This window comes from Streptosporangium sp. LJ11 (genome assembly GCF_051918945.1).
Classification (GTDB): Bacteria; Actinomycetota; Actinomycetes; order Streptosporangiales; family Streptosporangiaceae; genus Streptosporangium.
This window is the reverse complement of sequence record NZ_JBPXMB010000019.1, coordinates 212,004-234,339: the sequence shown is the minus strand read 5'-3', so window position 1 is coordinate 234,339 and position 22,336 is coordinate 212,004. Positions and strand designations below refer to the sequence as shown.

Annotated in this window: 15 protein-coding genes; 7 read left to right on the top strand and 8 right to left on the bottom strand. The window is 72.3% G+C overall.

Annotated elements, in window-relative coordinates:
• Nucleotides 1-198: 198 nt before the first annotated feature.
• Nucleotides 199-2,220, bottom strand: coding sequence for a HelD family protein (locus tag ACTOQ3_RS27480; RefSeq protein WP_440086279.1), 2,022 nt, complete (start codon nucleotides 2,218-2,220; stop codon nucleotides 199-201).
• A 137-nt stretch (nucleotides 2,221-2,357) separates the two neighbouring features.
• Here ACTOQ3_RS27480 and ACTOQ3_RS27475 point away from each other — a divergent pair, with 137 nt between their 5' ends.
• The gene (locus tag ACTOQ3_RS27475) at nucleotides 2,358-2,675 is read left to right on the top strand and encodes a hypothetical protein (protein ID WP_440086278.1); all 318 of its coding nucleotides are present in this window, start codon (nucleotides 2,358-2,360) and stop codon (nucleotides 2,673-2,675) included.
• Between the two features lie 240 nt (nucleotides 2,676-2,915).
• Here the strand turns inward: ACTOQ3_RS27475 and ACTOQ3_RS27470 are convergent, their stop codons facing one another.
• From ACTOQ3_RS27470 to ACTOQ3_RS27460, 3 genes are all read right to left on the bottom strand, one after another.
• Complete coding sequence (locus ACTOQ3_RS27470) at nucleotides 2,916-4,562, bottom strand: DNA repair helicase XPB (RefSeq protein ID WP_440068963.1); 1,647 nt, start codon at nucleotides 4,560-4,562, stop codon at nucleotides 2,916-2,918.
• Nucleotides 4,563-4,900: 338 nt separating this feature from the next.
• Nucleotides 4,901-5,470, bottom strand: a complete 570-nt coding sequence (locus ACTOQ3_RS27465) for a hypothetical protein (RefSeq protein ID WP_440086277.1) — start codon at nucleotides 5,468-5,470, stop codon at nucleotides 4,901-4,903.
• A gap of 302 nt (nucleotides 5,471-5,772) precedes the next feature.
• Nucleotides 5,773-8,208: a helicase-associated domain-containing protein gene (locus tag ACTOQ3_RS27460; protein ID WP_440086276.1), complete on the bottom strand. Its 2,436-nt coding sequence runs from the start codon at nucleotides 8,206-8,208 to the stop codon at nucleotides 5,773-5,775.
• 145 nt (nucleotides 8,209-8,353) lie between these two features.
• Here ACTOQ3_RS27460 and ACTOQ3_RS27455 point away from each other — a divergent pair, with 145 nt between their 5' ends.
• Nucleotides 8,354-10,249 carry a hypothetical protein gene (locus tag ACTOQ3_RS27455; protein WP_440086275.1) on the top strand — a complete coding sequence of 632 codons (1,896 nt, stop codon included), beginning with the start codon at nucleotides 8,354-8,356 and terminating at the stop codon, nucleotides 10,247-10,249.
• Between the two features lie 43 nt (nucleotides 10,250-10,292).
• Here the strand turns inward: ACTOQ3_RS27455 and ACTOQ3_RS27450 are convergent, their stop codons facing one another.
• On the bottom strand, nucleotides 10,293-10,916 hold the full coding sequence (locus tag ACTOQ3_RS27450) for a TetR/AcrR family transcriptional regulator (RefSeq protein WP_440086274.1): 624 nt from the start codon (nucleotides 10,914-10,916) through the stop codon (nucleotides 10,293-10,295).
• A gap of 494 nt (nucleotides 10,917-11,410) precedes the next feature.
• Here ACTOQ3_RS27450 and ACTOQ3_RS27445 point away from each other — a divergent pair, with 494 nt between their 5' ends.
• Both ACTOQ3_RS27445 and ACTOQ3_RS27440 read left to right on the top strand, forming a co-directional pair.
• A complete protein-coding gene (locus tag ACTOQ3_RS27445; RefSeq protein WP_440086273.1) occupies nucleotides 11,411-12,040 on the top strand; it encodes an HAD family hydrolase in 630 nt (209 codons plus the stop codon).
• Between the two features lie 90 nt (nucleotides 12,041-12,130).
• Nucleotides 12,131-12,529: a cold-shock protein gene (locus ACTOQ3_RS27440; RefSeq protein ID WP_344744291.1), complete on the top strand. Its 399-nt coding sequence runs from the start codon at nucleotides 12,131-12,133 to the stop codon at nucleotides 12,527-12,529.
• Between the two features lie 109 nt (nucleotides 12,530-12,638).
• Here the strand turns inward: ACTOQ3_RS27440 and ACTOQ3_RS27435 are convergent, their stop codons facing one another.
• On the bottom strand, nucleotides 12,639-14,282 hold the full coding sequence (locus ACTOQ3_RS27435) for an MFS transporter (protein ID WP_440086272.1): 1,644 nt from the start codon (nucleotides 14,280-14,282) through the stop codon (nucleotides 12,639-12,641).
• Nucleotides 14,283-14,463: 181 nt separating this feature from the next.
• Between ACTOQ3_RS27435 and ACTOQ3_RS27430 the strand changes: the two genes are divergently transcribed.
• Together ACTOQ3_RS27430 and ACTOQ3_RS27425 are read left to right on the top strand one after the other, a co-directional pair.
• On the top strand, nucleotides 14,464-15,279 hold the full coding sequence (locus tag ACTOQ3_RS27430; RefSeq protein ID WP_440086271.1) for a DUF3027 domain-containing protein: 816 nt from the start codon (nucleotides 14,464-14,466) through the stop codon (nucleotides 15,277-15,279).
• A gap of 186 nt (nucleotides 15,280-15,465) precedes the next feature.
• Complete coding sequence (locus ACTOQ3_RS27425) at nucleotides 15,466-18,768, top strand: sacsin N-terminal ATP-binding-like domain-containing protein (RefSeq protein WP_440086270.1); 3,303 nt, start codon at nucleotides 15,466-15,468, stop codon at nucleotides 18,766-18,768.
• A 25-nt stretch (nucleotides 18,769-18,793) separates the two neighbouring features.
• Here the strand turns inward: ACTOQ3_RS27425 and ACTOQ3_RS27420 are convergent, their stop codons facing one another.
• Nucleotides 18,794-19,054 carry a DUF2530 domain-containing protein gene (locus tag ACTOQ3_RS27420; protein WP_440086269.1) on the bottom strand — a complete coding sequence of 87 codons (261 nt, stop codon included), beginning with the start codon at nucleotides 19,052-19,054 and terminating at the stop codon, nucleotides 18,794-18,796.
• 203 nt (nucleotides 19,055-19,257) lie between these two features.
• Here ACTOQ3_RS27420 and ACTOQ3_RS27415 point away from each other — a divergent pair, with 203 nt between their 5' ends.
• Nucleotides 19,258-20,655, top strand: a complete 1,398-nt coding sequence (locus ACTOQ3_RS27415; protein WP_440086268.1) for an NCS2 family permease — start codon at nucleotides 19,258-19,260, stop codon at nucleotides 20,653-20,655.
• A gap of 170 nt (nucleotides 20,656-20,825) precedes the next feature.
• On the opposite strand, the gene ACTOQ3_RS27410 is transcribed toward ACTOQ3_RS27415, so the two are convergent.
• Nucleotides 20,826-22,331 carry an ATP-binding protein gene (locus ACTOQ3_RS27410; RefSeq protein WP_440086267.1) on the bottom strand — a complete coding sequence of 502 codons (1,506 nt, stop codon included), beginning with the start codon at nucleotides 22,329-22,331 and terminating at the stop codon, nucleotides 20,826-20,828.
• Between the last annotated feature and the right edge of the window lie 5 nt (nucleotides 22,332-22,336).

The following is a 22,336-nucleotide window of genomic DNA, read 5'->3' as shown; positions in this document are numbered from 1 at the left end:
CGAGGCCGTCATCGCCGAGAAGCCCGAGAAGGCCGGAGCCGCCCCCGCCATGCCCGGCGGCGGCGACATGGACTTCTGAGTCCACGCGCTTTCGAAAAAGAGGCGACCCCGAAGTGCCGGGGCCGCCTCTTTTTGTTTCCGTGCTCCGCTTCGTCGTACCCCGTCGCCCGGCGCGGTGGCCCGTACGCGGCCCCGAGGCTAGCCGAGCTGCGCGGGCAGCGGCCTGGAGTGCAGGACGGTCAGGGAGGTGACCGCGCGGGTCAGCACCACATAGAGGCGGGCCAGGCCGCGGGGCTCGGCGTCGACGATGTCGGCGGGCTCGGACACGATCACGTGGTCGTACTCCAGGCCCTTGGCCAGGGACGCCGGGACGACCAGGAGGCGGTGGTCCTCGACCGTGTCGGGGCTCAGCACCCGATGCTCCAGGTGGGCCAGGGCCTTGGACACGGCGCCCACCGAGGCGTCGGGGACGATGACGCCGATCGACCCCTCGCGGGCGAGCGCCTCCTCGGCGGCGCGGGCCAGCGACGCCGCCAGGTCGGGCGCCGGGCGCACCGACAGGGAGCCCGCGCCGGGCCGTAGCGACCGGGGAGCGGCCAGGTCGGGGGCGACGGAGGGCAGCAGCCTGGCCGCGTAGTCGAGGACCTCCCGGGGCACCCGGAAGCCGAGGGTGAGCTCGGTGACCGCGCCGTCCTCGAAGCCGAGGTGGGTGAGGACCTCCGTCCAGGAGTGGGCGGACCAGGGAGTGGTGCCCTGCGCGAGGTCGCCCAGCACGGTGGCCGAGCCGGTGCGGCAGCGCCGCCCCAGGGCCCGCAGCTGCATGGCCGACAGGTCCTGGGCCTCGTCCACGACCAGGTGGCCCAGCGGGGTGGTCCGCTCGATCATGTCGGCCAGCTCGTCCATCAGCGCGCCGTCGGCCGCCGACCACTTGGCCGAGCGGAAGGACTTGGCGGGCTTCGCCCACAGCAGCAGCGACTGCTCCTCGGCCGTGAGGTCGTCCTTGGCCGCGGCGGCGAGGAAGGCGGGGTCGCTGAACAACCGGTGGAGCACCTGCTGCGGGGTCAGCTTGGGCCAGACCAGGTCCACGAGCTGCCTGACCGGCTTGGACCTGGCCACCGCGTCCTGCACCCGGTCGTCGGGCGACTCGCCGCGCTGCTCCATCCGGACGAGCACCAGGTGGGCGAGACGCTGGGCGAGCGTGGCACGCCCCGGGCCGTAGCGGGTGGTGCCGCGCAGCGCGGCGACGATCTCGCGGACCTCGTGGTCGGCCACCCGGTAGCGGTTGATCCCCTTGGTGAACAGCACGCCCTCGGTGGGCTTGACGACGTGCATCCACAGGGCGCGCCCGAGCACGGGGACGATCCTCGCGTCACCCTTGATCGTGCTGGTGGCGGGGTCCTCCGGGGTGGAGTGGTCGCCGAGGATCCCGGCGGCCGTGGTCTGGTCGACCTTGACCTCGCCCAGGGCGGGGAGCACGGAGGAGATGTAGGAGAGGAACGCCCGGTTCGGGCCGACGATCATCACGCCCGACCTGGCGAGCCGCTCGCGGTGGGTGAAGAGCAGGTAGGCCGCCCGGTGCAGGCCGACGGCGGTCTTCCCGGTGCCGGGGGCGCCCTGGACGCACACCGTCCGCCCCAGGTCCGAGCGGACGATCTCGTCCTGGTCGGGCTGGATCGTCGCGACGATGTCGCGCATCGGCCCCGAGCGCGGACGCTCGATCTCCTCGGTGAGGATCCTGCTCTGGGCGAGGGCGGGGCCGCCCAGGTCGAGGCGCTCGTCCTCGTAGGCGGTCAGGTCGCCGCCCCGGTAACCGAACCTGCGGCGCAGCGCGACGCGCATCGGGTCGGACGGGCTGGCCTGGTAGAAGGCCCGCGAGACCGGGGCCCGCCAGTCGATGACCAGGGGGCGGCTGCTGTCGTCGTGGACGTGCCTGCGCCCGACGTAGACCGTACCGGGAAGGTCGTCTCCCGCCTGGCGGTCGAGGCGGCCGAAGAACAGCGGCGTGCCGGAGTGGTCGGCGAGCGCCTCGACGCGCTGGTCCAGCAGCGCCTGCAGGATCTGCTGGGAGACCCAGTCTCCGGCGGCGTCGGAGGAGAGGGAGCGGGCGTGCTCGCGCATCGCGCGGAGCGCCGCCCTGGAGGTGGCCAGGTGTTCGCGCTCGGCGGCGAGAATCCGGGCGGGATCGTCGGTTATGTCAGGGGCCAATTGATGTGCGGGCACGCTGAAGCGCCTCCCATTCGATAAACGGAGGTGGTGGTCATCGGGCAGCGAATCGACCAGCTTAGCGGCGACTCACCCGCGTCTCAAAAGGATTAATGCCGGACTGGGAAGCGGCGGTCGCGGGTATCCCAACGGTCGTGCGGATCTCCCCTGTCATACCGGCCGTCGCCAGTCTTCTCCTGGCCGCGCTCTGGGGATTCTCGGTGTTCGCGGGCTGGGGGGTCGAGGCCTTCTGCTCCGACCCCGGCTGCGTGGACGGGCTGGCCGGGGTGGTCAGGCTGTCGTCCCTGTTCGCGGCGGTCGCGGTCTGTTGCACGGTGGCCGCCCTGCTGGCGCCGGGGAGGCGCGGCGCCGGAAGTCGTTTCACCGCGCTGATGACCGCCGCGGTGGCCGCCTGGGTGGTCGCGGAGGGCGTTCTCTTCGCGGGCGGCCTGATCGTCCGGTCGTCATTGTGATCGCCCGGGCGTCACCCTGATCGCAGGGTCGCCACCCCGATCGTTCGGTAGTCGATCTGCCACCCTCCGTCATTCTCTGTCGAAATAGCGAAAAAGCGCGGCAAACATGGTGACTCCCTCAGATCATGGGGGTATGTCGCCAGTGGCCGCCGAGGCCTAGCGAGGGGGTGGTTTGTTTGTCGAAAGCCCGCGGGATTTCGTGGACCTGACACAAATTGACGACGTGTTCGCCAGGTGGGGTCATTCTCCGGCGAGCACGTCGTCCGCGTCGATGATCTGGTACGCGTACCCCTGCTCGGCCAGGAACCGCTGCCGGTGGGCGGCGAAGTCCTGGTCCACCGTGTCACGGCTGACCACCGAGTAGAACCGGGCCCCGCCCCCGTCGGCCTTCGGCCTCAGCACCCGGCCCAGCCGCTGAGCCTCCTCCTGCCGGGACCCGAAGGTGCCCGACACCTGGATGGCCACCGCCGCCTCCGGCAGGTCGATGGAGAAGTTGGCGACCTTGGAGACGACCAGGACCTGGATCTCCTTGTCGCGGAACGCCTGGAAGAGCCGCTCCCGCTCCTTGACCTTCGTCTCCCCCTTGATCACCGGCGCGTTCAGGTGCTCGCCGAGCTCGTCGAGCTGGTCGATGTACTGCCCGATGACCAGCACCTGCTCGTCCAGGTGCCGGCGGACCAGCGCCTCGGTCACCCGCGTCTTGGACGGCGTGGTCGCGCAGAACCGGTAGCGCTCCTCGGACTCGGCCATCGCGTAGGCCAGCCGCTCCTCGTCGGTCAGCGTCACCCGCACCTCGACGCAGTCGGCCGGGGCGATCCAGCCCTGGTTCTCCATCTCCTTCCACGGCGCGTCGTACCGCTTGGGACCGATCAGGGAGAACACGTCGCCCTCCCTGCCGTCCTCGCGCACGAGCGTCGCGGTCAGGCCCACCCGCCGCCTGGCCTGCAGGTCGGCGGTCATCCGGAAGATCGGCGCGGGCAGCAGGTGCACCTCGTCGTAGACGACCAGGCCCCAGTCGCGGGCGTCGAACAGCTCCAGGTGCCGGTAGACGCCCTGCCTGCGGGTCGTCATCACCTGGTACGTGGCGATGGTGACGGGCCGGATCTCCTTCTTCGTGCCGGTGTACTCGCCGATCTCGTCCTCGGTCAGCGAGGTCCGCTTGAGCAGCTCCTGCTTCCACTGGTGCGCGGAGACCGTGTTGGTCACCAGGATCAGCGTCGTCGCCTTGGCCTGCGCCATCGCCGCCGCGCCCACGATCGTCTTGCCCGCCCCGCAGGGGAGCACGACCACGCCGGAGCCGCCGTGCCAGAACGCCTCGGCGGCCTCCCGCTGGTAGGTGCGCAGCTCCCAGCCGTCCTCGGTGAGCGCGATCGGGTGGTGCTCGCCGTCGACGTATCCGGCCAGGTCCTCGGCGGGCCAGCCCAGCTTGAGCAGGTGCTGCTTGATGTTTCCGCGCTCGCTCGGGTGCACCACCACGCCGTCGTCGCCCAGGCGCTCGCCCAGCAGCGGCTGGATCTTCTTGGCGCGCAGGACCTCTTCCAGCACGGCCTTGTCGGTGCTGGTCAGGGCGAGCCCGTGAACCGGGTGCTTCTCCAGGCGGAGCCTGCCGTAGCGCGACATCGTCTCGGCGACGTCGACCAGCAGCGCGTGCGGCACGGGGTAGCGGCTGTGCGCGATCAGCGCGTCGATCACCTGCTCGGCGTCGTGCCCGGCGGCCCGCGCGTTCCACAGCGCCAGAGGGGTGATCCGGTAGGTGTGCACGTGCTCGGGGGCACGCTCCAGCTCCGCGAACGGGGCGATCGCCTTGCGGCACTCCCCGGCCCTCTCGTGATCGACTTCAAGGAGCAGGGTTTTGTCCGATTGGACGATCAATGGTCCGTCAGTCACAGACTTCTCCCTTGGTCACCGCAGGTTACGGCGGATCAGCTCATGGTCGCACCCGTGGACGCCCGAAGGGTCGTCCCGCGCTCCCTGTATGCAACAGACGGGAACGTCCGGGCAGTCCCGACCGGCCCATCCGGTCTCCCGCGCCCGTCCGTCACCTGCCCGTCCGTCGTGTGCCCGGTCCGCGCGCGCCCGCCTGTCGCGTGTCCGCCCGTCGGGTGTCCGTACGTCGTGTACCCGGTTCGCGCACGCCCGCCCGCCGGGTGTCCGCCCGTCCGGACGCCCGGTCCTCGCGTGTCCGGTGCCGCGCGTACGGCTCCGGCGGGCGGTCCTCGGCATGGTCAGCTCGGGCCGAAGGCGCCGTTGAGGCCGGCGACGATGAAGAAGGCCACGCCCAGGACGAGCAGCACGACGTTGGCGCCGACGCTGATCCAGGTCCACTTGAGCAGGTTCCTCGCGCCTCGCGGGTCGGTGTCGACCCTGCCCAGCGCGAGGCCCGACAGGATGGTGCCGATGAGGCCGCCGGGGCTCGCGAAGCAGCTCAGCGCGAGCACGAGGCTGATGACCAGGGCGACGATCGCGTGCGTCCTGACGCTCTCGACCTCGCGGGACGGCGGCGCCCCGTAGCCCTGCCCGTACCCCTGCCCGTAGGGCTGCTCGCCGTAGCCCTGTCCATACCCCTGTCCGTAGGGCTGGTCGGGATGGCCGGGGGTCTGGCCATAGCCCTGGGCCTTGCCGTATTCGGGCTGACCGTACTCCGGCTGGACGTACTCCGGCTGGTAACCCTGCTGGGTCTGCTCGTAGCCGTACGGCTGCCGGTCGTGGCCCGGGGCCTGGCCCGGCCCCGTGGCGTAGGGGCTCTTCCAGTCGTCCGGGTTGGTGCTGGGGCCTTCGGAGTGACCGCTGCTCACTGGGGATCTCTCGCTTCTTTGGAGCTCAGAACGTCAACTGTTATCACGATATGGGTCGTGAGCCGGGTGTCAGGGGCGAATGGACTCGGTCGCATCCCGGCGGCCGGAGGAGACCCGGAGGAGGACCCTCGCGCCTTGGCGAGCGTCCCGCTGAACGACGCGGCGGACGGTGCGCCGCCACCGGACCGTCGGCCGAGCTCGTGGCGGCCCCGTTCCGGAACCTGAGACTACCCCGTGCTCTCGTCCGGCACACCGGGGCCGCACGGGCTTTCCGGTCCCCGGCGGAACCGGCAGGGGGCGTCTCACACGATGTCGGCTATGCCGGTGATGCGGTGCAGGGCGAAGCGGTGCACCGCCGCCCGCGTCTCGTCGTAGGCGGTGAGATAGCCGCCCTCCATCCGGGCGGGTTCGAGGATCCGGCTGGTGGCGTTGCCCTGGGAGTCGAGGTAGCCGATCCAGACCTGCGATCCCTGCCGGATGGCCTCGCGAAGGGCGGTGATCGTGGCGGTGGCGGGGGAGCGTGGCACCTGGCCGCCGGGGGCGGCCACCGGGGCGCGGCGAGCCTGGTGCGCGGCGTCGCCCGCGCGCACGGCGCGCACGGCGGCCGCCACCACGTCGGCCTCGTGGCCGCTGAACGTGACCGGGGAACGGCCCGCGGAGGTGCCCTCGGTCCGGCGGACGTCGAGCTGGGTGATGATCACGTCACCGTCGAGCGACTCCGCCGCCGGGGCGTAGCCCATCGCGCGCAGCGAGTCGACCAGCGCCGGCCGGGAGGACTTGGAGGCGATCACCGTGGGAGCGAGCCGCCGCAGCCGCAACGGGATCGCCCGCTTGTCGGCCATCACCTCGTCGAGCAGGGAGGGGTCGTCGCACCGCACGTACGCGCTCGCCGTGCCGACGCGCATCCGGCCGTGTCGCCTGGCCACGTCGGTGACCAGGTAGCTGAGCGGCTGCGGCACGGGCGTGGTCGAGTGGCGCTCCAGCATGGCCAGCAGCTCGTCGGCACCCTGCCCGGCGTCCAGTGCCCGCCGGATCGACCGCTCGTCGAAGCGGTAGACCGTCGCGCCGCCGGTCGACTCCACCTCGGCCGCCATCGCCAGCCACCGCCGCAGGTCGCCGGTGAGCGGCCCGGGGGCGACCGCGGTCAGGTCGGCCTGAAGGAGCACGTGGTCGAGCGGCTCGGGCAGCAGCGGGAGCAGCAGGTGGGCGGCGGACACCGGACGGCCGCCACCGCCCGGACCGGCCGGGACGGCCGAACCGCCGGCGCCGCCGGAGGAGTCGGGGAGCAGGGCGCGACCGTGGGCCGCGAGCGCCCCGAGCCCGGTGACGCCGATCTGCTCGGCCTCGCGCAACGTGAACTCCACCAGCTCGTCGCGGTGACCTCCGCGACGACGGGGCTGCTCCCAGGCCAGGCGCTCGCGTACCGCGTCGAGGGTCGGCGCCACCCCCGGCGTCGAGGCGAGCACGCCCAGGGTCGTGGCGCGGACCTCGGCGGCGGCCGGGCGCCGCAGGTCGGGGTGGAGGGCGTTGAGCAGCCGGTCGCGCTCGTCGCGCTCGCCGATGACCCCCGGCACCCGGTCCATGGTGAGCCAGGCCGTGGCCAGCACCACCCAGCGGTCCTCCGTGGACTTCACCCGCCAGCCGTCGTAGACGGGGGTGGGCAGCCAGTCGCCGTCGACGGTGCCGCTGGCCGCGATCAGCCCCGCCGCGTACGACACCTCGACAACCAGCCCCGCCACCCACTCGGGCAGGTCGAGCAGGCCCGCGGTCCGCTTGAGGTCACGCACGGCCAGGCCGCCGCTGCGGAGCACGCCGGGCGGGTCGGCGCTCCAGCGCTCGCACAGCTCCTCCACCGCGCGGGTGAACGTGAACGCCTGCCCGGCGGCCGTGCGGTCGGCGAGCCTCCGGTCGCGCTCGGTGCCCTCGGTCGCGGGCGGGAAGGGGGACAGGTCCCGGTGGATGCGGCCGCCGCGCAGGAACAGGGCGACCTCGCGGGGCAGCACCACGGTCTCCTCGCCGGTGGCGGCGAGCAGGGCACGGGAGAGGAGCTGCTCGATCGGCGACTGCGCGGTGGCGGCCCGCACCTCACGGCGGGCGTTGGGCACCCGGCCGCTGGCCGGTCCCCAGACCAGCTCGTTCAGCGCGGACCGCGCCTGCGGCGAGACCTCCTCGACCAGCCGTCCGACGATTTCCCCGTCGCGGAGCAGCGCGGCGAGCGTCTCCTTGGTGGCGTTCCCGGTGTCGCCGGTGGCGCCGCCGTCGCCCGTGACGTCCTGGACAAGCTCGGCCAGCCGCTCGGCGGGGTGGTGCCTGAACGCCTCCACGGCGGGCGGACCGAGCCCCGCGGGAGCGTCGAGCACCTCCCGCACCCCGGGCGCCGGAGCCAGGGCGCGGTCGGGCCCGTAGATCAGGGCCATGGTGCGCAGCCGCTCGACCGTCTCCTTGAGGGCGCTCTGGAACTCCGGATCGGCCGCTCCAGGAAGGGCGCGGGCCATCTGGGCACGCAGTGACCTGTAGGCGACCGGGCCGGGCAGCACGGCCAGCGTCTCCACGACCGCGAGCGTGAACCGGTCGAGCCGGTCGAGTGCCCTGCCCACCGCCGACGGGCTGCTCGCCCGTCCGGCAAGTCCTTCCAGGTGGGCGGGCACGGGGGTGATGAGCTCGGGCCGCACGGAGACGAGAGCCCGCAACCGGTCGTCGCTCCGGCCGCGCAGCCACTCGGTGAACTCCGTGCTCATTCCGCCAATGGTAGGAGGCTTGACCGACATCGCGCGGCCTGGGGGAATTTCGGGATCCCGTGAAGAGGGCCGGCCGATCACGTGATGGACGGTGAATGGGGGAAGAAGCTCACGAGCGAGACGATGTCGAGAGAGGATGGCCAGTGTGATCGAGCGTGCGGACCAGCTCGTCCTGGACTACGTCAGCAAGGCGGCCGACGCGGCCCACGGCGTGCTGCCGCCGAGACAGCGGATCGACTTCGTCGCGGTGCTGCGCAGGCGGATCGACGCCGAGCGGGCCGGAGTGGACGACCCCGCCGCCGTGGCGAGGGTCCTGGCCCGGTTCGGCGACCCGGCCGCGCTGGTCAGTCGCGAGTTGCGCCGCCTGGGGAGGGAGGCGCCCTCCCGGGCTTCGGAGAATCCACCGGGGCGCCCCGAGCCGCGGGTTTCCGAGAAGGGTTCCCGGGGTTCCCGGAGATCCGGGGGTTCCGGGGGTTCCGGGGGCTCGCGTGAGGACTCCGGCACGGTTCCCAGGCCCCGGGAGGATCCCGCGGGGACCGCCGGCCGCTCCATCCGCGCCACGGATCTCACCGTCACCTCAGCCGTCGATCCGGTGGCCGCCATGCCTCTCTCCGCCCCCACCCCGGAAGGTTCGGTCCCCGAGGACCACGACCCCCCTCGGGGAGGGCACGTCCCCGAGGACCGCGACCCCACCTCCGAGAGGCCCGGTCCCGAGGATCCCGCTCCCACGCCGCAGGATGCGGTCTCCGGCCCGGGCGGTCCCGGTCGCACGCCGGAGGGTTCACCGTCTCCGGCCACCCCCGATCCAGCGGCGCCCTCGCCCACGCCTTCACCCACGCCCTCGCCCTCGTCTTCACCCGCGCCGGGTGAGGCGGAGACGGCCGGACGTGCCTCGTCGGCCGCCCGCGAGAGCACGCCGGGGGATCCCGGTCTCCCGCCCTCCCGCCGCCCCGTTCGGGGGCATCCGTACGCCTCGACCGGCGCCGGCCCGGACGCCGGCGAACCCGCGCGGGGTCATCGCACCCCGGATCGTCCCGAGCCGGAGCGCCCGGAGCCGGATGCTCCCGGGTCCTCGGCCTCGCGCGGGTCCAGGTGGGTGGAGCGGATCTTCCCGGCCCGCGCGCGGTCGTCATCGGCCGTCCCGGAATCATCGGCCGTCCCGGAATCATCGGCCGTCCCGGAATCATCGGCCGTCCCCGGATCATCGGCCGTCCCGGAAGAGGACGAGCCCGACATCCCCCCCGGTAGCCGCCCGGGAAGCGGGGGAGACGCCGCGGACGAGTGGGAGGACGCGGTGGAGAGCGACCCGCCGACCGAGGAGATCCCGTCCGTACAGGACCCTCTCCCGCCGCCGGTGGCACGGCGGGAGACACCGGAGCCGCCTCAGGAGCCTCAGGAGCCGAGGAAGCCGCGGGAACTTCAGGGGGAGCGGGTGGAGGATCCGAAGGGAGATCGAGTGGAGGCGCCGCGCGGGAAGCCGGGAGGCGCGGAGGGCCGCCCGGGGCTTCCGCCCGGCGTGGCCAGGGGAATGCGGGAGGCCGAGGAGCGGCTGGCCAGGAAGCAGGCGCGAAACCGGCCCGGCTGGCTGCGCCGGCGACGCCCGGCCCGGTCGAGGGAGGACGTCGTCCCCGGTACCCAGGACGCCCGGACGATCCTGCTGGGCCACCGGCGCGAGATGGTCGGTCTGGCCCTGCTCGCCCTGGCCGGTCTGCTGATCCCCTTCCCGTTCGCCCCGATCGCGATCTTCAGGATCCCGGTGCTGGTCTGGGCCGTCGCGGCGCTCGTCGTGATCGCCTGCGAGAACTGGCACACCTCCGACAAGGCGCTCGGGCTGGCCGCTCCGATCGTGAGCTACTCCCTTGGTGGCGGACTGGTCGCTCTCGTAAGGGCCAGGAACGACCTCGGCACGGTGGTGGACGAGTTCTTCACCATCAGCGGGCTCATGTTCATGCTCGGTACGGCGTGGGCCGTCTTCTGGCTGGCCTACCGCCTTCTCAATCCCCCGGTCCCCGTGGGAAGGGGAGTCCGCTGGCCCGGGTGACACCGGTGGAGTCCTCCCGGTCCCCGAAGGGCCGCCGGGCCTGTCAGCCGATGGCCTGGACCGCCGGCCGGGGCAGCAGGCCGAGGGCGAGGCGCACCCAGGAGGCGACGAAGCGGTCGCGCTCCACGCGACCGGGAGGCTCACCCACGGTCTCCTCGAACAGCTGGTAATTGATCACCGCCCCGCCGAGTACGGCACCGATGGCGGGCCAGTCGGCGGCGGCTCCGGCGTACTCGGGCTGGGCGCGGAACCACATGGTGATCGCGTCGAACATGGGCTGCAGCAGACCTTCGCGCACGGTCGCGACCAGCTCGGGGAACTGGCTCAGGTCGCGGAAGAAGACGCGCGTCAGCTGCCTCTCCTCACGGACCTTGGCCAGCCCCAACCCGCACAGGTGGGCCAGCCGTTCCTCGACGCCGGTCGAGGTGTCGACGACGCTGAGCTCGGCCAGGGTCTCGGTGATCTGTGCCCGCGTCCTGGCGGCGTGCTCGTTCATCGCCGCGGCCAGCACCTCGTACTTGGACTTGAAGTGCCGGTAGAGGCCACCGGCGCCGGGAGACAGCCCGGAGGCGGCCTCGATCTCGGCTACCGAGGTCGCCGCGTAGCCCCGTTCGGCGAACAGGCGCAGCGCCTCGTCGATGATCCGTTCGCGCGTCGATCTGGTCATTCTCTGCCGATACCTCCTCCGTGACCTTATCCAGTGCCACCCGGACCGGGTCGCACCGCACCGCGGCGCGCCGCTTCCCGCCCGTGCCGAAGGACCGCGGGTCCACCCGCGAGGCGGCCCACCGACCGGCCTCACCACCCGGTTCGGCTGCCCGGCCTCACCGGCCGGTCCACCGGGCGCTCGCGGACCCGTACACGGACCGGCACGATGGGTGGTCCCGAGGGGGGGAACCGGTCCCCGGGCCTGTCTTCGTGGACAGACCCACGGACAGGCCCATGGAGACCGGTCCGCGAAAACCCGTCCCGGAGGCCGGCCGCCCGGAGAAGCGCGGGAGAGGGACGCGCACCCAACCTTCCGGATAAGGAAATCTTTTCGCGAAGGGTTCCACAGCGAGGGGTCTCATGTACAACGCTTAGGATTAGCCATGTTTAGGGTGATTTGGCATTCTTTGAGGGCTTCTCGGAGAATCCTCTTCGCGAAGCCGACAAGGAGCGGTGAGTGACCTGATGAACTCCGTGGGATTCGACCTCGATCTGACGCTCGCCGACACGCGCGCGGGCATCGCCGCCGTTTACGACGAGGTGGCGCTGCGTACCGGCGTCTTCATCGACAGCGTCGCCGTGGTGGCCAGGCTGGGGCCGCCGCTGGAGTGGGAGCTGGCCAACTGGATGCCCGCCGAGGAGGTCCCCGCGGCCGCCGACGTCTACCGGGAGCTGTACCCGTCGATCGCCATCCCGGTCACCACCCTCATGCCCGGCGCGCGCGAGGCCGTCGAGGCCGTACGGCGGGCGGGGGGCCGGATCGCCGTCGTGACGGGGAAGAACGCCCGCGACGCGGCGAGCACGGTCGAGTTCCTCGGCCTGGAGGTGGACGAGGTCGCCGGGTCGGTTTTCGGGGCGGCCAAGGGTCCGGCCCTCGCGGCTTTCGGCGCCGCCGCATATGTTGGAGATCATGTCGCGGACATCGACGCGGCACGAGCGGGGGGAGTCGTCAGCGTGGCGGTGGCGACGGGTGTCTATCCGGTGGGAGAACTACGTGATCACGGAGCCGATGTGATCCTGGGTGATCTGACCGAGTTCGTCGAATGGTTCGACGGCTGGCGAACCCCCGCCGCTCTCGTGTAATTCGGGTCCCAATACACGGTCGCTCTCAGCGCCCGCGGGGCATAACCTACATCCATTCCTTTTCACGACAGTCTGAACGAGGTCACCCCTGTGCCGAGTGGCAAGGTCAAGTGGTACGACGCCGACAAGGGATTCGGCTTCCTCACCCGCGACGACGGCGGCGAGGTCTTCGTGCATTCTTCCGCGCTACCCTCCGGCGTGGACTCCCTCAAGCCGGGCCAGAAGGTCGAATTCGGCGTGGCGGAGGGGCGCCGTGGCCAGCAGGCGCTCTCGGTCCGAGTGATCGACCAGCCCCCCACCCTCGCCAAGACCGCCAAGCCCAAGGGCAAGCGCAAGAAGCCCGACGAGATGGTCGTCATCGTGGAGGACCTGATCAAGCTTCTGGACACGGTCTCCACGTCGTACCAGAGGGGCAAGCAGCCCGAGGCCGCGCACGCGAAGAAGATCGCCGCCGTGCTCCGGGCCGTCGCCGACGACCTGGACGACTGACACCCGCCGACCGCCCGCCGGTCGACCCGATCTCCCGTGCCCGCTCCGCGGCTCAGCCGTGCGGGTCCAGGCCCTCCCCGAACGCCGAACGCCCGGAGACCCTCGCGGCTCAGCCGTGGGGGTTGGTGAGCGGTCTGGTCCGCTTCTCCGTCGGGGGGTCCCCGTGGTGCACGACCGTGGTGGTCGTCCCGGCGGGGCGCGGCCTGGCCCGCTCCTCCGGCGTCGCGCCCCGCGAGGGCCGCTCTCCGTCCGTCGCGGGGTGCGGCCCGGACGGGGCGGGGCGCGCGTCCCTGGCGGCCTCGACCCTGGCGTCCACCTCGCGGACCCGCCTGCGGCGGCGTACCAGCAGCCAGCCGAGCGAGCCGGCCAGCACCGCGGCCATCACGGCCAGCCCCGCCGACCCGCCCGCGAACAGCGAGAGCCAGAGCCCGACCAGGCCGCCCAGCACCCAGGCGATCTGCAGGAAGGCCTCCACCACCCCGAACGTGGACGAGCGCACCTCCTCGCCGATCTCCCGCTGCACGATCGCGTCCAGCGCGAGCTTGCCCAGCCCCTGGGCGAACGCGGCCACCAGCGCGACCGCCACCGCGCTCCACAGCTGGAAGACGACGGCCGCCAGTATCGTGATCGCGGTCGTCATGGCGAGCGTGCCCAGCACGATGACCTGCGGGGAGTGGTTGCGCACCCACGAGGCCACGGCGGTGCCCGCCAGCCCTCCGACCCCGGCGGCCACCGCCAGCACGCCGATGGCGACCATCGGCGGCAGGCCGGGCAGGTTCTTGTCCTGGACGAGGAAGAGCAGATAGAAGAGCAGGAACCCGGAGTAGAGGCGGATGGCCACGTTGGCGTGCATCGCCTCGGCCACCACCGGGCCCACGTTCAGCATCGTGCGCCAGCGGGGCGGCCGTTCCTCTCCCTCGTCGTCCAGTCCCTCCAGGTCGGGGGAGTCGATATGGCGCGGGAGCCGTACGGCCAGCACGCCCTGGAGCAGGAAGAGCACCGTCGCCCCGCGCAGCACCCACTCGGCGCCCAGCCAGGCGCTGGCGCCCGCTCCGATCGGCACCGCGACGCCCGCCGTGACCAGCGCGAACAGGGCGACCCGCGCGTTGGCCGTGACCAGCGCGATGTCGGCGGGCAGCACGCTCGGCATGATCGCCGCGCGGGAGACGTTGTAGGCCTTCGACAGCACCAGCACGGCCAGCGCCGCCGGGAAGATCGTGAACACGTCGCCGGGGACGATCGCCGCCGCCATCGCGAAGCAGAGGAGCCCGCGGCCGAAGAGGGTTCCGGCCATCACGAAACGCCGCCCGGAGCGGAACCGGTCGAGGACCGGGCCGACGAACGGCGCGACCACCACGAACGGGATCATCGTGATCAGCAGGTAGAGCGCGACCTGGCCGCGTGCCTCGTTCACCGGGAGCTTGAAGAGGGTGCCGGCCAGGGCGGCGGTGACCAGGGCGTCGCCCGCGCTGTGCGCGGCGGTCAACTCGATCAGCTGGCCCAGCCCGGTGCGGCCCGCGCCCTGCGCGTGGGTCAGCCGCCGCGCGGCCCGGCCCGCCCGCTGGGTGCCGCTGACCGCCCCCCGGCCCGCCCGCGCCGTCGCCCGGCCCGCTCCCTTGCCGGCTCGCGCCGTCACCCGGCTCGTGCCGCGGCCCGCGCGCGCGGCGGCCCGGCCCGCGGCGGCGGCGGCCCCGCCGACCCGCCGAGAGGCCTCGCCCACCGTCTTCCGCGCCCGTTCCCACCCAGCTGCCACGTATCCAGTCATACCCGAAGGGCGGGTGAGTTGTCCGGTGCGCTAGGTCACTCCGTGGACGATGGGATGTCCACGGTGCCGTTCGCTCCGGTCATGGGCGAGAATGAACTGTGAGCGCAGTGAGCGAGCGAGCCAGTAGGGACAGCAGCCGTCGTGCTGCGAGGCTGACGGGAGACGACTCGTGAGCCGGACTCGATCCCGCGCCGTGGTCCTTGACCAGGCGTGCGTCGCGGCCGTCGACCTGGCCAGAGCCGCGGTCGAGGAGAACGTCAGGCCCGGAGAGGTGGGCGACCACCTCGGGGTCGAGGGCGAGGGAGACCGCGTCGTCACCCATTACTTCGCCTGTCTCGACCGTGCCTACCGGGGTTGGCGCTGGGCCGTCACGGTCGCCCGGGCCTCGCGGGCGCGCAACGTGACGGTCAGCGAGGTCGTGCTCCTGCCCGGCGCGGGGGCCCTGATGCCGCCGCAGTGGGTGCCGTGGAGCGAGCGGCTCCTGCCCGGTGACCTCGGCGTGGGCGATCTGCTGCCCACCTCCGACGACGACGACAGGCTCGCGCCCGGTTTCACCGAGACCGACGACGACTCCGACCATCAGATGATCTTCGAGTACGGCCTCGGCCGGGCCCGGGTGCTCTCCCCGATCGGCCGCGACCGCGCCGTGCGGCGCTGGCACTCCGGCGAGTCGGGGCCGCACACCCCGCTCGCGCACGCCGCGCCCGCCCAGTGCTCCACCTGCGGCTTCTACTGGCCGCTCGCGGGCGCGCTGCGCACCGGCTTCGGGGTCTGCGCCAACGAGTACGCCCCCGACGACGGACGGGTGGTCGCCGCCGACCACGGCTGTGGTGCGCACTCCGAGGCGGCCGTGCTGCCGCACCAGGTCGAGCCGACCTCGCCGATCCTCGACGACCTCTCCTACGACACCGCGGAGAACGGCACGGAACCGGATCTGGCCGGATCGGTGGACGACACCGCCTCCGAGCCGCTCGGCCACTCCTGACCCGGCGCCGCAGGGCCGTTCCCAACCCGGGGCACCGGGTCCATCCCGCCCCGCCGCCGTCCCGGCGGCACACCCGGCCGTCGCGGCCGGGCGCCGCTCCCGTGGCGTCCCGGCCGCCTGGGCCGTTCCGGCCGTTCCGGCCGGGACGCCCGGCCGTGCGGGGCATCGACCTTTGGAAGCATCGCCTTGACTGACATCTTCGGCACCGAACGACTGCGCTCCGCCGTCCTGGCCGCCTGGACCGCCTCGCCGGCCCGTTTCCGCGAGGACGCCAACGCGGAGGAGGACTTCGCGCTCGGCGGCTACCGTGACCGGCTGATCGTCGAGCTGGCCCAGAACGCCGCGGACGCCGCGCTCCGCGCCGGGGTGCCCGGGCGGCTCCGCCTCTCGCTGCGCGAGGGTGTGCTGTCGGCCGCCAACACCGGCGCCCCGGTCGACAGGGCCGGGATCGAGGGGCTGTCCACGCTGCGCGTCTCCGCCAAGCGCGACGACACCCACGCGGCCGGCCGTTTCGGCGTCGGGTTCGCGGCCGTGGTGTCGGTCTGCGACGAGCCGGTGATCGGCTCGCTCGGTTCCGGGGTCGTCCGCTGGTCCCGCGACCAGACCGCCGCCCTGGTGGCCGCCGAGCCCGAGCTGGCCAAGGAGCTGGCCGAGCGCGGCGGGCACGTCCCGCTGCTGCGCCTGCCCTTCCCCGCGGGCCCGGTCGAGATCCCCGCCGGGTTCGACACGCTCGTGCGGCTGCCGCTCCGTGACGAGGCGGCCGAGGAGGCCGTACGGGCGATGCTGAGGGAGACCAGCCCCGCCCTGCTGCTCGGCCTGCCCGCCCTGGAGTCGATCGAGGTCGACGTGGACGGCGAGACGCGGACCGTCACCTCCGAGGGCTGGAAGGTCGTATCGGCCTCCGGGCGGTTCACCCCCGAGCAGGTGGCCGAGCTCTTCGCCGACCGCCCGACCGAGGAGCGCTCCCGGCCGCACTGGCTGGTCCGCTGGGCCGTACCCGTCACCGGTCCCGGATCCGCCGGTCCCGGATCCGCCGGTCCCGGGTCCGTCACCGGGTCCGGGTCCGGTTCTGGATCCGCCGGGTTCGCGCCCGCCGCCGGTTCCGCGTCCGCCGGGTTCTCGGGCGGTGCCCCGGGCGGGACCGCGGCCGGTTCGGGGAAGGAGACGCCGGTCGGGGAGCCCCGGCCGCTGCCCGCCCTGGTGCCGCCCGTGGTGCACGCGCCCACGCCGAGCGACGAGCCGCTGGACCTGCCCGCGCTGCTGATCGCCTCGTTCCCGATGGCCACCGACCGGCGGCACGTCGCGCCGGGTCCGCTGGCCGACTTCCTGGTCGAGCGGGCCGCCGACACCTATCTGGAGCTGCTCGCCGGCCTGCCCCGCACGCCGCGGCTCCTCGACCTCGTCCCCGGCATGATGGGCAAGGGCGAGCTCGACGCCCGCATCCGCCGGGCGATCCTGCGCAGGCTCCCCGACACCCCGCTGCTCCCCGCGCTCTCCCCGCCCGCGGACCCGGCCTCGACGGGCAGGCCGGGCGGTTCCGGCACCTCGCTCCTGCTTCCCGACCCCTCCGAGGTGGCCGCCGGAGGCGGCGCCTCCCCGGCCCCGCTCTCCGAGGGTGAGGAGCTGGTCGTCTCCGGGCGGCAGGCCTCCGTGGTCGCGGCCCCGGCCGAGCTGCTGGAGCGGGTCGCCCCCATGATCCCCGGGCTGCTGCCCGCGGGGTGGCCGTCCCGGCATCCGGCGATCACCGCGCTCGGTGTCAGCCGGGTGCAGCTCTCCGAGATCGTGGACATGCTCTCCGGCGACGCCGTCAAGGACAGGGACCCGGCCTGGTGGCGGTCGCTGTACGAGGTGCTGCCCGCCGACGACCCCGAGGCCCTCGGCGCGCTGCCGGTGCCGCTGGCCGACGGCCGCCTGGTCAGGGGGCCGCGCGGCACGCTGCTGCTGACCGACGGCTCCGCGCTGGACCCGGCCGTCCTCGCCCCGCTCGGGCTGCGCGTGGTGCACCCGGACGCGGCCCATCCCCTCCTGCTCAGGCTCGGCGCGGGCGAGGCCACCCCCCGCACCGTCCTGGAGGACCCGCTGACCCGCTCCGCCGTATCGGAGTCGCTCGACAGCCCCGACTCGGAACCGGTGGCCCAGGCGGTGCTCGCGCTGGTCGACGCCGCGGGGCTGACCGCGGGCGACGCCCCCTGGCTGTCCGAGCTGGCGCTGCGCGGCGCCGACGGCGAGCTGTACCCGGCGGGCGAGCTGCTCCTCGCCGACGGGTCGCTGGCCGGGCTGCTCGACAGGGAGACGCACTTCGGCACGGCCGCTCCCGAGCTGGTGGAGCGGTACGGCCCCCGGGTGCTCGCCGCGGCGGGGGTGCTCGACGGCTTCGCCGTGGTCAACGACTCCGACGTCATGATCGATCCGGACGAGTGCGACCACGACCTGGATCGCGAGGACGAGTGGCTGGAGACCGTCCTCGACCTGCTGCCCGAGATGGACGTACCGCCGGTCGCCCGGGAGTTCTCCGCCGTACGCGACCTGGAGTACGTCGCCGACTGGCCCGCCGCCCTCGCCCTGCTGTCGCGCCCGCCGCTCCGCTCGGTGCTGCACCCGCTGCGGATCCTGGTGGCGGGGGAGATCGTGGAGGTCCCGTCCTACACCGCCTGGTGGCTCTCCACGCACCCGGTGCTCGCCGGCAGGCGCCCCACGCAGCTGCGGCTCCCCGCGGGCGACCCGCTGCTGTTCGGCCTGTACGGCGACGCCCCGGCCGTTGTCGACGAGGCCGCGCTGGCGATGATCGGAGTCCGGAGCACGCTGGCCGACCTCCTCGCCTCCCACGGCGGTCCCGACGAGCTGCTCGACCTGCTGGGCGACCCCGCGGTGGAGGTCGACCGCGCCCAGCTCCGCTCCCTGTGGGTGGCCCTCGCCGGTGTCGACCCCGCCCGCGTCGGGCCCCCGCGCGCCGTACGCGCCGTCCTCGGTGACGCGATCGTCGCCGTCGACGCGGAGGACGGCCGCCCGCTGTCCACCGGCACCGATGCCGGGGATGAGGCGGGCGAGCCGGGGGAGCCGGTCGTGGTCGAGGCGCCGGACCTGCTGCCGCTCGTCGCGGGCCGGCCGCTGATCCTGGCCCCGTTCGACCTGGCCGAGGCGCTGTCGGAGCTGCTCGACCTGCCGCTGGCGGGGGAGGAGGCCGCGGGTGAGGTGACGTCCTCGGGCGAGACGCGCGACGTCCCGGCCGCCGTACGGTCACTGCTGCCGACCGCGCCCGCGACCTACGTGGAGCACGAGAGGCTGCTGGTGGACGGTGTCCCCGCGGCCTGGCGGTTCTTCGAGGGCACGGTGCACGCCTCGGGGGTGGAGGGGCTGGCGCGCGGGCTCGCCTGGGCGTCCGGCCAGTGGGGTGACCGGCTCGCGGTGGCGGCGCTGCTGCGCGATCCGGCGGCGGTGCCGCTGCTGCTCGCCGAGGCCGACCTGGACAGCTGGACCGCCTCGACCTAGACGATCGCCCGGGAGCGCGTGGGGGTCACAGGATCGCGGTGGTCGGCTCGATCGGCTCTTCGGGCGGGGGCGGCGGGCGGCGGTTGCGGCGGCGTACGTACCAGAGGCCGAAAAGACCGCCGCAGATGCCCGACACGCAGGTCCAGATCCACCAGCGGTACTCGGGATCCGGCTGCACGACCAGGAGCACGACCAGGGCGATGACCCACATACCCGTACCCGTGAGGATCGTGAGCGTGTCGTTGGTCCTCAACGGCTGCAGATCCGGACGTCGTGGCTGGTTCACGCGCTCCAGACTAGGTGACGACGTCCCACTGTTCGCAAAACGGATTACGTCAAGACGCGAATCCATCTCGAAACCATCACCATCACCATCCGGGTCTTCCGGGATGGGAATCCCGCTGTCACTCTGCGTGAGTGAAAGATGTTAAAACCACCCAAATAAGTGGGATTGACCGTTTCTTCTTCATCTCCGACCGTGGCTCGTCCGTGGGCCGGGAGGTGCGCGGCGGGTTCGCCACGTTCTTCACGATGGCCTACATCGTCGTGCTCAACCCCTTGATCATCGCCACCGTCAAGGACGCCGAGGGCCAGTTCATCGGCGACGGGAGCACGCCCAACATCCCGCTCGTCGCGGCCGGCACCGCCCTCGTGGCCGGACTGCTCAGCATCCTGATGGGGGTCATCGGCAAGGTCCCCTTCGCGATGGCCGCGGGTCTCGGCCTGAACGCCTTCGTCACCTACGGCATCGCCTCGCAGATGTCCTGGGAGTCGGCGATGGGTCTGGTGTTCCTGGAGGGCGTGATCATCGCGCTCCTGGTACTGACCGGGTTCCGCACCGCCGTGTTCAACGCCATCCCACCCCAGTTGAAGACGGCGATCAGCGTCGGCATCGGCCTGTTCATCGCCCTGATCGGCTTCGTGGACGCCGGCTTCGTCCGCCGGGTGGCGGCCGGGCCGCCGCTGGAACTCGGCATCGCGGGCTCGCTGACCAGCTGGCCGATCCTCGTCTTCGTGGTCGGCCTGCTGCTGATCGTGCTGCTGGTGGCGCGCCAGACCAAGGGCGCCATCCTGATCGGCATCATCGCCACCACCGTCCTCGCGATCATCGTCGAGGCCATCGCCAAGGTCGGGGCCTCGGTGACGCCGGGCCAGCCGCCGAACCCCGCGGGCTGGCAGCTCGTCGTCCCCCGGCTGCCCGAGCAGATCTTCGGCTTCAACAACCCGCTGGTGCTGTTCAGGGAGTTCGATCCGCTCGGCGCCTTCGGCTCCATCTCGGTCGTCCTGGCCCTGCTGCTCATCTTCACCCTCCTGATCACCGACTTCTTCGACACCATGGGCACGATCGTGGGCGTCGGCGGGCAGGCCGGGCTGATCAGGGAGGACGGCACCCTGCCCAGAACCCGCGAGATCCTCCTTGTCGACTCGATCGGCGCGGCGGCCGGAGGCGCGGCCTCCGTCTCCTCCAACACGACCTATATCGAGTCGGCGGCGGGTGTCGGCGAGGGCGCCCGCACCGGCCTCGCCAGCGTCGTCACCGGCGTGCTGTTCCTGCTGGCCATCTTCGTCTCGCCGCTCGTCGCCGTCGTCCCCTACGAGGCCGCCGCCCCCGCCCTGGTCGTGGTCGGCTTCCTGATGATGACCGCCATCCGTGAGATCGACTTCACCGACTACGAGATCTCCATCCCGGCGTTCCTCACGATCGTCCTGATGCCGTTCACGTACTCGATCGCCACCGGTATCGGTGCGGGCTTCGTCACCTTCGTACTGATCAAGGCCATCAAGGGCAAGACCCGTGAGGTCCACCCGCTCATGTGGACGGTCGCCGGTCTGTTCGTGATCTATTTCGCGCTCGGTCCGATCAAGGCGCTGCTCAGCCTCGGCTGAGCGACGATCCGAAGGCCGTCATGGTGACCCAAGAAGATGATCGCCGTGACGGCTTTCCGCGTTCTCGTCCGCCGTGCCGGAGAGCGGAACCGCGGCGGACGGATCGCGGCCGCCGGGCGACGGTCGCCGACGCGCCAGGCATTCCATCCGCGATCCGAGTCCGTTCCAGGTCATGTCGGCAAGACGGTGGGTTCCGTTTTTCCGAAGAGGGATGGCAGGTCCACGAGGAGCACGTCGCCACGGCGGCGTGCGATCGTCACGAGGTCGGGGTGGAAGCCCTCCAGCGAGAAGATCGCCAGCCGGGTGGAGGTGACGTCATGCCCCTGGCCTCGGAGGATCTCCTTCAGCCGGTCGAGCCGTTCCAGGTCCGCGGGGCCTCGCCTTACGAGAGTGGCCTTCGCCTCCCCGATGAGCCCCACCGTGGCGCGGCCGGACCTCCGGTCCAGGGCGATGACGTCGATCTCGTGTTTGGCCCGTCCGCCTTGATCGTTGACCACTGTCGAGGCGATCGTGCTCGTTCCCGCGCGGAGGGAGGGGTCGGTGCGGCGGCGGAGCCACTCGCGTGAGCATTCCTCGAAATGAGGGCCCAGGATGCGAGAGATGAAGGTGGGCTGGGACTCGCGCCATGCCTGGGCGGAACCGCCCGTCTCGATCAGGTCCCGTTTCGGAACGGTGATCAGGTTGTGGAAGCGGATGATGGGATCCGCGACGGTGACCACCGGGCGGCGCTCCCAGAGCGGGTCGGTCGAGTAGTCGAGGTATCCCGAACTCGTCAGCATCTCAAGCGGACGGGTCAGGGACGTGCGATCACGTTCGACCAGTCCGCCGATCTTCGTTGGACTGGTGGCGCCGGTGGCGACCGCGTTGATGATCGCGTAATGGAGTGAGCTCCCGGTGAACCGCGGGTCCTCCCGCAGCAGGTACTCCGCCTCGCTCCGCGAGAAGAGCGCCTGGCCGGGATTGAGAACCGTCGCCGGGATCCAGGCGTCGAACTCCTGCGGGGTCTGAGGCGAAGGCACCGAGGTCAGGTTGCGGTATCCGGGAGATCCGCCGAGCGTGGCGTGCAGTCGCAGGGCGGTCGCCAAATCGTCGACGCCCCAGTGCCGTGCGGTGGTGCTCGGATCGAACGGCTGGAGACGCATGTCGACGGCCGCCCGCCCGCGCAGCGCCTTCGTGCCGGACAGGAGATCGTTCATCACGGACATGGCCGATCCGCAGACGATCACTCGTCCGCCCTCGTGGCCGTGACCGGTCTGTGAACGGTCGTAGAGCAGCTGGAGCAGGCCGGGAAGCTCCGGAGAGTGCGTCATCCAGTAGGGCAGTTCGTCGATGACCAGCAATCCGGAGGCGCCGCGTCGTCGTATGGTCAGGCTGATCGCCGAATCGAGGAGAGACTCCCAGCCGGCATCGTCGCGGAAGAGGCCGGAGCTCACTCCCGCGTATCGCGCGAGGTCGTCGGCGAATCGCTGCCGTGCGGTCACCGTGCCCTCCTCTGCGACAGCGGAGACATAAAGGCCGTCCATCGTGTCGGCCAGCGTGCGGAGGAGGTAACTCTTGCCGACCCGCCGCCGTCCTGACAGGACCGCCAGTCGCAGATGGGGGTCGGGATGCGTGACGAACTCGATGAGTGTGGACCATTCAGAGTCGCGTGCAAGCAGACGGGACGGCTTGAGCACTGATG